A 9,240-nucleotide genomic window follows, 5' to 3' on the forward strand; every position below is an offset into this window, starting at 1 on the left:
GCGCGCACGCGGACACGGTGGGCGCCCTGAACGTTCTACGGGCCGGGCTGGTCCGTCGCGACGCCAACCCAGCATAGCGAGAAGCCCCCTCATTCGTGAGGGGGAGGAGTCACGTGCCATCCACGGCATCCCGGTGCGCTAGTTGAACGCGATCGCGTCGATCACCCGCCGGTGATCACGCCACCGGCCACCCCGCTTCGGAGTCCGATCCGGCAACAACGGCTCAATGCGGTGCCCGAACACTTCGGTTCCTGAAAAGGGGCTTACAACCGCCTGCGGAAGTGGGTGGCCGACGGGCCCACTGGGCGTCAGTCAACGACACACATCAACCAACGAGCCGATGATCTGGAGAAAACGGCCTATGGGTCAGGCGAGTTGGAGGAGAGTTGACTCTTTCAATGGAGACCGGAAACGCAGTGCGGCATATGTTCGGCCGCATGCCGTCACGTCCGCAGGGAAGCCCGGCGCTTCCGGTCCTCCCCTACCGCAAGCCCACGCGCGACCGCGACTACTGGGTTTTTGACCAGGTGCTCCCCGACCCGGATGCGATCAGGGAGCGGTGTCTCGCCAAGGACGACTGGGTGAAGGGCCATCCGTACACCTCGGAGAGCTGGCCGGGCATGCGGACGATGCCGGGGCTGGAGCTGGGTGAACTGGCCCACGTCGAGAAGTTGGTGTGCAAGGCGACTGGTGCGCGCGAGCTGTGGCTACAGGCAACCCCGGACGGCGGCACCCTCAACCACAACTGCATCCAAGTCGTGGGCAAGGACGAGGGGGAGCCGCGGCCGCACACCGATTCCCGTGCGCTGTGCCGGTACGCGGCGGTGCTCTATCTGAACCCGAACGCCCCCAAAGACTGCGGCACGAGCTTCTTCCGGCAGAGCCTGCCCGGCGGCCGGCTCGGCGGAAATCTCGTCGCCGCGCCGCACAACAATCTGGTCGAGGCACTGGGCACGCGGTTCGTGCCACCGGACTCGTTCACCGAGGACGTCCGCGTGACGCATCGCTACAACCGATTGCTGCTGTACCACGCCAACCTGATGCACACCGCGACCGGCTACTGCGGGAGCACCCTTGAGGACAAGCGGATGACCGCCGTGTTCTTCTGGATGGCGTGACCCTCCGGGCCGCCGCCTTCCGGCGGTACGACGGTCCTGCCGCGCCAGCTCTACCTGGCCCGTCGCTGGCCGAACCATGCAGCTCCGCCCGCTCCCACAGGATCTAGAAGGCGAGCTGCAGGCAGGAGCAAGCGCGAATCTGGGGTGCTTCTGTCTCTTGTGAGCCACTGAGCGAGGAGGTACTTGGCTCTGCACCCGTCGGACATTCGGGCAGCATTTTCCGTGACGGGCCGCCCGCAGCCCCGCCATCGGTCTGTGCCCCGTCCCATAGGGCAGCGCGCGACCGCTCTCAGCGCTTGCGTCGACGCCCGCCCCGGCCCGCTGCCACTCCCGCGGTTGTCGTTTCCCTCTCCGGGCCGGGGCGATCGGCTGCGACCACCAAGGCCGCCAAGAGCGTCGTGACCGGTACCGAGGCGACCAGACCGATGGAGCCGACCAGTGTGCGGACGATCTCCTCTGCCACCAGCTCGCTGTTGGCGACCGTGCCCACGCCGCTCTGGGCGATGGAGAAGAGGAGCAGCAGCGGCAGTGCGGCGCCGGCGTAGGCGAGGACGAGGGTGTTGACCACGGAGGCGATGTGGTCGCGGCCGATGCGGATGCCTGCCCGGTACAGCCCGCGCCAGCCCATCGTGGGGTTGGCGTCGTGCAGCTCCCAGACGGCCGATGTCTGCGTCACCGTGACGTCGTCGAGCACGCCGAGGGAGCCGATGATGACGCCGGCGAGCAGCAGACCGCTCATGTCGAGCTTCGGATAGAGACCGTGGATCAGGCCGGTGCTGTCGTCCGTGTTGCCGGTGAGGGCGGCCCATCCGATGAACGCAGAGCCCAGGATGCCGATCAGCGCGAGCGAGAGCAGGGTGCCGAGCACCGCCACCGATGTACGGGCCGACAGGCCGTGGCACATGTACAGCGCGATCAGCATGATGGCACTCGAGCCGACCACCGCTACGAGCAGTGGATCCGAGCCCTGCAGGACCGCGGGCAGGACGAAGAAGTTCAGCACCATGAAGCTGATGGCGAGCGCGACCAGCGCCATCACGCCGCGCAGCCGACCCACCACTACGACGGCGAGTGCGAAGATGCCGGCGAGCAGGCCCATCGGGAAGCGGCGGTTGACGTCGGCGACTGAGTACTGCAGGTCCCTGGGAGCGGAGGGTTCGTAGGCGGTCACGACCTTCTCGCCCTGGTGTAGTTGTCGCGTCTGGTCGGGCTGCACGATCTCGGTGAAGGTGCGGCCCTTGTCCTTGCCGGTGTCGACCCGGATCGTGGCCTTGTGGCAGGTGCCGTTCGCCTCTTGCTGCGCCGAGTTGCCCTCGGCGGTGGAGGTGTCGCCGGTGGGGGTCTCGCCGGAGGCGTTCACCGACTTGCAGTTCACCTCGACGACTTTGGTGACCGTCGCCTGCTGAGTCTGCTGGTCGAAACCGACGCCGGTTCGCTTGTGCGGCGGCGCGCCGCCCGGCCACAGCACCACGAGCCCCACCACGACCGCGGCTGTGAAGGGGATCAGGATCGCCGCGATGACCTTGCGCAGGTGCCGGGAGACCGGCGTGGCGGGCCCGTGGCTGTGGGTATGCGCGTGTCCGTGACCGGCGGCGTCCGCTCCGGGGCCGTGACCGGAGCCACGTCCGGCACCGGTCACGGGTGCGTGCCCGCGGCCTGTCGTCTGAGAGGGGACGTGGCCCGCGTCGGCATCGGGTGCGTAGCCGGGGTGAGGTATCGACTCAGGAGGATTCCCGTATCCGTAGTCGCGGCCGTATTCGCTCGCACGATCACCCCTGGGCGAGGGCGGGTCGCCGACCCGGTTCCAGTCTCCGGCGCTCTGCCGGTCAGCGGTTCCCATGCCGTCTCCCTCGCGGTTGTCCGTGCCCCCTCCGGAGCCGGTCCTGCGCGGCGGCTCTGAGGAAGAGTACGGGAACGGCTGTGCCGTGGACTCAGCCCGGGCGTCGCCGGACGGTCGAGCGTTCTGCTCACTGTGTCCGGATCATGAACCTCTTCGCCGGCCGCATTTTCGGCACCGTCCTGGGTGTGTGCCGCGAAACTCCGTTCGGAGGTTCCGCCATGAGCCGCAGGTGCAGCGCTACCTGCACGGCACCGCCCACCGCCACCCCTGCGGCGAGCAAGCGCGGGTGTCGCGGTGGTGGCAGGCCCACTGCGAAGAGCACCGTGGTCGCCGGCGCGGACTGCCGTCGCGGCATCGGCCCCTCGGTGATCAGCAAATGCGCACTTACCCCGAGCACCGTCCCGACGAGCGCGAACACCGCCGCCCGGAGCGCAGGCAGCGGTGCCTGGCGCGCCGTCGTACGGAGCATGATCGTGGCCCGCCCATCATCGGACATCGTCCGCCCGGCGGAGGCGGGATCCCTAAAGTAGCAATTCGTTTGAAATTCCATGATTTGGTCATGGCGGCGTGTGGGTGCGGCTCCGGACGGCCCGCTCGTCTATCTTCAGCCGCGTATCCGATTATTTGGAGTAAAAGTGCCAAAAGCGGATGAAATGATTGATGCGGTTGGAGGGGCGGCGGCAGTAGCCGTTCGTACGCCTCAACGTCGCCGAATCTCATGGCCAATGGCGGCCGGAAGCCTGGCGGTCGTGAGTGTGGCTGTCCTGGGTCCGGCGGCTTGGGGCGCCCAGTGGCTCAGTCATCCCGCCGTCCAAGCCTGGCGCACTGTGTGCCTTGCCATCACTGTTCAGGCGCTTCCCTTTCTCCTCCTGGGCACGGTTCTGTCCGGCGCGATCAATGCGTTCGTGCCCGCAGAGCTGTTCACGCGGGTGCTGCCGAAGCGAGCCTCGCTCGCGGTTCCAGTGGCCGGCGTGGCAGGCGTGGTGTTACCCGGCTGCGAGTGCGCCTCCGTGCCGGTAGCGAACAGCCTGATCCGCCGGGGTGTCACCCCGGCCGCCGCCTTCGCCTTTCTGCTCTCCGCGCCCGCGATCAACCCGGTGGTGCTGACCGCAACCGCCGTGGCCTTCCCCGGCAGTCCTGCGATGGTGGTGGCCCGGCTGCTCGCCTCGCTTGTGACCGCCGCCGTGATGGGCTGGTTGTGGCTCTGGCTGGGCCGGGGGGAATGGCTGCGGCCGACCGTCCGGCACACCGGTCACCGGCACGGTCACAGCCGGTGGACCGAGTTCCGGCTCGGTTCCCAGCACGACCTCCTGCACGCCGGGGGCTTCCTCGTCCTCGGTGCCATGGCGGCGGCCACCTTCAACGTGACCGTGCCGCGCTCCGTCCTCGACACCTTCTCCGGATCGCCCGGGTGGTCGATCCTCTTCCTGGCCGGACTGGCTGTGGTACTGGCAGTGTGCTCGGAGGCCGACGCCTTCGTCGCGGCATCGTTGACCGGGTTCTCGCCGACCGCGCGGCTCGCGTTCATGGTGGTCGGGCCGATGGTCGACCTGAAGCTGATCGCGCTTCAGGCGGGGACGTTCGGGCGGGAGTTCGCCTGGCGCTTTTCCACCGCGACCACCGTGGTGGCGGTCGCCGCCAGCGCACTGATCGGAGACGCGCTGCTGTGAGACGCCCCGTACAGGCCTCGCTCCTGGTCCTGACCGGCGCCGGCCTGCTGCACTCCGCTGTCCTCACCGACCTCTACCTGCGGTACGTCAAGGAGGGGCTGCGTCCGTTGCTGATCATCTCCGGCGTCCTGCTGGTGCTGCTCGGCTTGGCGGGGGCGGTGCTCGACAGGGGACGGGGTGACCATGCCGACGACGGGCACGGTCACTCTGGCGCACCGCGCATCGCCTGGCTGCTGTTCCTGCCCGCGCTGAGTCTGCTCTTCTACGCCCCGCCGGCCCTCGGCGCGTATACCGCGGCACGCTCGAACGGCAAGGCGCTCAAGGAGCAGAAGCAGTTCGCTCCGCTGCCCGCGACCTCACCGCTGCCCATGACCCTCACGGATTTCACCGCCCGCGTCCGACAGGACCGCGCGCTGGCCATCAAGGGCCGCACCATCCTGATGACCGGCTTCGTCACCCCGGCCGGACAGGGGGACGGCTGGTATCTGACCCGGATCATCTTCACCTGCTGTGCGGCGGACTCGCAGTCCGTGAAGGTGCGGATGTACGGGACCGAAGCCCCGCCCGCCAACACCTGGCTGGCGGTGACCGGCACCTGGCATCCGAACGGCATGCTGGGCACGAGGGCCGCCGAAGCCGCCCTCGACGTCCACGGCACCAGACCGATCTCCCCACCGGTCAACGCCTACACGGACGACCTGCCACTCACACCCTCGTAGCCGGTCTCGCCACATCGCGGGGTCACCAGTGGGGACGCAGGGGGTGGGTGTGCGGCCGACCGGTCGCCCACCATCCCAACGCACCCGCTGGCCTGCGGCTTCAGAGGCTGTGGCCGGGTCGGGGAGTGCGCACGAAGGGGCACCCAGGTTCCGCTGCTTCTTCCGTCCGACGCATGACCGCCGCCGCCGCGGGTGCTGTGGCGCTGCCGGCCTCAACGGCCGACCATCATCCGGGCCGCACGCCGCGGTGTACATCTCGAGGGTGCAGTACGACTCCCCCGGCCGTGACGACCGTTCCAACCGTTCGCTGAACCAGGAGTGGGTGGACATCACCAATTCCACCCGCCGATCGGTGAACCTGAACGGCTGGACCCTTAGGGACGAGGACGGCCACACTTACACCTTCCGCCACATCCGTCTGGACGGCCGCGCAACCGTCCGCGTCCACACCGGTGTCGGCCGCGACACCCGCACCGACCTCTTCCAGGACCGGCGGGCGTACGTGTGGAACAACGACCACGACACCGCGACCCTGCGCAACGACCGCGGCCGCTTCGTCGACGATGCCTCCTGGAGCCGCCACCGCGGACACCGCCACTCACCCCCTACGAGTGGCGGTAGGTGACGCCGACCGGTGAGCTGGCGCGCACGATGGGCCTCCCACCAGGTGGGAAGGCCCATCTTCCTGCCAGGCCACCCACCCGGCCAGGGCGCGTCGCACCCGTCGTGGATGAGGACGTGCTCGGCCGCGCCATGTCCAGCAGGGCGGCCGGATTGCGCCTGCTCTCTCCATCCCGGCCGGCAGGCGCGATCGGCCCCGGGTCACGAAAGCTCGGCGAACGCGGTCTCCACCTCGCCGGTAATACGCCGCAAGGCAACCAGCGCGCTGGGCAGGAGAACGTTCACATCCTCACTCCAGCTGCCCAGCACCTTGCCAGCCTGCTGGATCTCCGCCGCCATTGACGATCTCCCGCATCTCGTAACGGCCCTGATGCCCCGTCGGCGACGGGTGGTCGGCCTTCCAGGCCGAGATCATCGGCCCGATCAGCGCCCACCTCTCATCGGACAGGTCGCTCTTGTAGGGCTTGCGGTCACTCACCCGACCAGCCCAGCAGGACCAAGCAGCAGGACCAGCCCCAACCGCCCAGACCCACACGATCAGGCGATAGCAAAACCGCCATACCGGCTCAGAACGGCCTCTCATAGTCCGCTTGCGGGCGGAGGGTGATCCGACGGCCCAGGTCCCACTTACCGTTGGAGCGGGTGCACTGCTCCCGGGTCTTGCAGGGACGGCAGGCAGCCGGCGGGAACTGTGCTCGGACCACAGCTGCCCCCTCCTGGGAGCGGTCTTCGGCCCAACGGCTGCTGGTCGCGCCGTTCGGGGCAGGTCACCCCCGAGTTTCCCAGTCGATGGCGAAGTCTGCCTGGAAGAAACCGCCGTCCTTGGTCTGCCAGCTGGTGGAGGCGAGGATTGGGCTCACCAGGTTCACTCTGTGATTTTCGCCGGCGGCAGTTGGGAAAATTGGCGCCGACGACGGCCACCGTGTCGATGTCGAGGGAGCGCAGGTGCTCGGCGAGGCCGGTCTCATAGAATGCGCCCCATCGCGGCTTGTACAACGCCCACTCCCATGAGCCCACGGGCTGCAGTCGGCCGGCGAGCAGCGTCTCGCGGTCGAGTCGGAAGGGCCGGGGCGGGTAAAGCTCCTCCCGTAGCTGGCTTCCCTCCGTCCCGGGCCGCACGAGTGGCACGCCCGAGGCGATCAGGGTCCGCCGGCGGAGCTCAGCGTTGGACCCATCCGCCTTGTAGAGCCGGACGACGTGAACCACCGGGAGTGCGCGGGCCCGGAACCCCCTGGCGATTTCCGCGATGGCGGGTACCAACTCGTCGGTTCCGGGGGTAGCACTCGGCTACGTCGCCGAGGTGAAGTCGTCTTGGACGTCGATGGTGAGCAGCGCGCACCGGCGAGGGTCTGGCGTATCCGACATGGGAATTTTTCTGGTCGGGGGAGGGCGGGCGTAGGTGGGTTGGACGGAGTGAGGCTCACGACCAGCTTTCATGGCATCCCTCTTCGTCGGCTTGCCTCCGTGCAGTCACACCCGCCCGGTTCAGCTGGGGACGGGGCCTGCATGCTTGCAGCCGGTCGCGGACGGCGCACCCCCAGACAACAGGCTACCGACCCCTCGGATCCACCCTCAACGGTCTTCCGTTCGCGAACTCACGGGGGGCGAGGAACTCAGCGGGTGGGCGGGGTGAACTCGGGCTGGTCGAGCAGGCGCAGCCAGCTTCCGTCCGGCTGACGCCGGACGACCTGTGCCCGGGCGCCAGCCCCGTCCTTCGGCGGGGTCGAGGTGAGGGCGATGTCGCCGCTGATCAGCGTCGGCAGCGATTGTTCCCGCTCGAAGTGGGGACGGTCGGCCAGCACCTTCTCCCACAGCATACGGATTGCCTCCCGGCCCACCGTCCGGTCGCCGGGCGGATAGGCCATCACCGCATCCTCTTCGTAGAGTGCGGCGACCCCGGCCGCGTCACCGGCGTTGGATCGTTCGACGAACAACCGGGTGATGTCTTCGGGGCGCATGGCCTTCTCGTACTCCGGCATGGATTCCTCCTGACGTCGGGCTTCGGCGCTTCCCAGCGTCGCCTCCTCCTGATCAGAAGTCCAACAGATGGATCTTCTGCAAGCTACAATCTGCAGTCATGGATCTGAGGCAGCTGGAATACTTCGTCGCGGTCGCCGAGGAACGGAACTTCACCCGGGCGGCCGAACGGGTCCACATCAGCCAGTCCGGCGTCAGCGCCCAGATCCGCCAGCTGGAACGGGAACTCGGCGCCGAGCTGTTCGACCGGTCGGCCCGCACCGTCACCCTCACGGTCGCGGGAAAGGCCGCGCTCGAACACGCCCGCTCCGCGCTCGCCGCCGCTGGGGCGGTCGGCCAGGCGGTGGGCGAGGTGACCGACCTGATCCGCGGTCGGCTCACCGTCGGAATGGTCATCGGCTGCACCCTCACGCCGCTGTTCGACGCCCTCGCCACGTTTCACCAAGCGCATCCCGGCGTGGAGATCTCACTGGTGGAGGACAGCTCCGACCGGCTCATCGAGAAGGTGCGCGCCAGCGCCATCGACCTGGCACTCATCGGGGCCGCAACCGCCACCCCCGACGGGCTGGACGCGCTGACCATCATCAGCGAGCGGCTCGTCGCGGCAGTCCCGGCCGGTCACCCCTTGGCGAAACAGCGACGGGTCACCTTGCGTGACCTAGTTGTACACCCGATCGTGTGCATGCCGCGCGGCACCGGCATGCGCACGGTATTCGACCAGGCCTGCGCCGCACAGAGCCTCCAACCCACGATCGCACTTCAAGCCAGCGCCGCCGACGCCATTGCCGATCTCGCCGCCCGCGGGCTCGCCGTAGCCATCCTCAGCGACTCCATGGCCGCGCGCTACCGTGACCGACTCACCGCCCACACCATCGATGACGTCGATACACCCGCAGTGCTCGCCCTGATCTGGAAGAGCGCGCACAGCCCCGGGATACGTGAGTTGCTCGCGTACAGCCGGCAGGCATTCACCAAGCCCGGCCCTACGTAACGGGAACGCCTTACAAGATCCACTCGAGGGGTGTTTCGACTTTGCTTGGTTGCCAGGTGAAGCCGACCCGCGGCTTCACCGCGAGCCCACGGGTCCACCCCGTCACATCGGGGCGTCAGACCCTGGGGTTCCCGCTGAAGCACCTTGAGTTTTCGCGAACTCACGGGGGACAAGGGGGTTGAGGAACATCCATGTCAGATCGTGCGCTAAGAGGTCGTTTTATCCCGGTGTTTTATCCCGTGATGCGGGCTTGTTCCGGTGATGTCGGGTCGCGCCAGGAGATGGTGTTCTCACCGGTGAGGCG

At 68.2% G+C, this 9,240-nt stretch carries 7 protein-coding genes and 4 pseudogenes; 5 read left to right on the forward strand and 6 right to left on the reverse strand.

Annotated elements, in window-relative coordinates:
- The first annotated feature begins 437 nt into the window (after window positions 1-437).
- Window positions 438-1,118: a DUF6445 family protein gene (locus tag ACFVVO_RS39145; RefSeq protein ID WP_390061653.1), complete on the forward strand. Its 681-nt coding sequence runs from the start codon at window positions 438-440 to the stop codon at window positions 1,116-1,118.
- Between the two features lie 289 nt (window positions 1,119-1,407).
- On the opposite strand, the gene ACFVVO_RS39150 is transcribed toward ACFVVO_RS39145, so the two are convergent.
- The gene (locus ACFVVO_RS39150; RefSeq protein WP_390061647.1) at window positions 1,408-2,958 is read right to left on the reverse strand and encodes a YibE/F family protein; all 1,551 of its coding nucleotides are present in this window, start codon (window positions 2,956-2,958) and stop codon (window positions 1,408-1,410) included.
- Window positions 2,959-3,683: 725 nt separating this feature from the next.
- Here ACFVVO_RS39150 and ACFVVO_RS39155 point away from each other — a divergent pair.
- From ACFVVO_RS39155 to ACFVVO_RS39165, 3 genes and pseudogenes are all read left to right on the forward strand, one after another.
- A complete protein-coding gene (locus ACFVVO_RS39155; protein ID WP_390061648.1) occupies window positions 3,684-4,628 on the forward strand; it encodes a permease in 945 nt (314 codons plus the stop codon).
- Window positions 4,625-5,347 carry a TIGR03943 family putative permease subunit gene (locus ACFVVO_RS39160; RefSeq protein ID WP_390061649.1) on the forward strand — a complete coding sequence of 241 codons (723 nt, stop codon included), beginning with the start codon at window positions 4,625-4,627 and terminating at the stop codon, window positions 5,345-5,347. The genes ACFVVO_RS39155 and ACFVVO_RS39160 overlap by 4 nt, the downstream gene beginning before the upstream one ends.
- Before the next feature lie 173 nt (window positions 5,348-5,520).
- Window positions 5,521-5,972, forward strand: a pseudogene (locus ACFVVO_RS39165) (lamin tail domain-containing protein).
- A gap of 197 nt (window positions 5,973-6,169) precedes the next feature.
- Here ACFVVO_RS39165 and ACFVVO_RS39170 read toward each other — a convergent pair.
- The 5 genes and pseudogenes from ACFVVO_RS39170 to ACFVVO_RS39190 form a co-directional block, all read right to left on the reverse strand.
- Window positions 6,170-6,307 carry a hypothetical protein gene (locus ACFVVO_RS39170; RefSeq protein WP_390061654.1) on the reverse strand — a complete coding sequence of 46 codons (138 nt, stop codon included), beginning with the start codon at window positions 6,305-6,307 and terminating at the stop codon, window positions 6,170-6,172.
- Window positions 6,306-6,446, reverse strand: a pseudogene (locus ACFVVO_RS39175) (transposase); the annotation flags it as partial. The pseudogene ACFVVO_RS39175 and the gene ACFVVO_RS39170, both read right to left, overlap by 2 nt.
- 88 nt (window positions 6,447-6,534) lie before the next feature.
- Window positions 6,535-6,717 (reverse strand): annotated as a pseudogene (locus ACFVVO_RS39180) (transposase); the annotation flags it as partial.
- A 151-nt stretch (window positions 6,718-6,868) separates the two neighbouring features.
- Window positions 6,869-7,234 (reverse strand): annotated as a pseudogene (locus tag ACFVVO_RS39185) (cysteine hydrolase family protein); the annotation flags it as partial.
- A 347-nt stretch (window positions 7,235-7,581) separates the two neighbouring features.
- Window positions 7,582-7,947 carry a YybH family protein gene (locus ACFVVO_RS39190; protein ID WP_390061650.1) on the reverse strand — a complete coding sequence of 122 codons (366 nt, stop codon included), beginning with the start codon at window positions 7,945-7,947 and terminating at the stop codon, window positions 7,582-7,584.
- Window positions 7,948-8,045: 98 nt separating this feature from the next.
- On the opposite strand from ACFVVO_RS39190, the gene ACFVVO_RS39195 reads away from it, so the two are divergent.
- The gene (locus tag ACFVVO_RS39195; RefSeq protein WP_390061652.1) at window positions 8,046-8,936 is read left to right on the forward strand and encodes a LysR family transcriptional regulator; all 891 of its coding nucleotides are present in this window, start codon (window positions 8,046-8,048) and stop codon (window positions 8,934-8,936) included.
- Window positions 8,937-9,240 lie beyond the last annotated feature (304 nt).

The sequence above is a fragment of the Streptomyces sp. NPDC058145 genome (assembly GCF_042884245.1).
Lineage (GTDB): Bacteria > Actinomycetota > Actinomycetes > Streptomycetales > Streptomycetaceae > Streptomyces.

Bases quoted from the DNA above. Each gene is read 5' to 3' on its own strand.
- ACFVVO_RS39145 (WP_390061653.1), top strand. From the start codon at position 438: ATGCCGTCACGTCCGCAGGGAAGCCCGGCGCTTCCGGTCCTCCCCTAC.
- ACFVVO_RS39150 (WP_390061647.1), bottom strand. From the start codon at position 2,958: ATGGGAACCGCTGACCGGCAGAGCGCCGGAGACTGGAACCGGGTCGGC.
- ACFVVO_RS39155 (WP_390061648.1), top strand. From the start codon at position 3,684: ATGGCGGCCGGAAGCCTGGCGGTCGTGAGTGTGGCTGTCCTGGGTCCG.
- ACFVVO_RS39170 (WP_390061654.1), bottom strand. From the start codon at position 6,307: ATGGCGGCGGAGATCCAGCAGGCTGGCAAGGTGCTGGGCAGCTGGAGT.
- ACFVVO_RS39190 (WP_390061650.1), bottom strand. From the start codon at position 7,947: ATGCCGGAGTACGAGAAGGCCATGCGCCCCGAAGACATCACCCGGTTG.
- ACFVVO_RS39195 (WP_390061652.1), top strand. From the start codon at position 8,046: ATGGATCTGAGGCAGCTGGAATACTTCGTCGCGGTCGCCGAGGAACGG.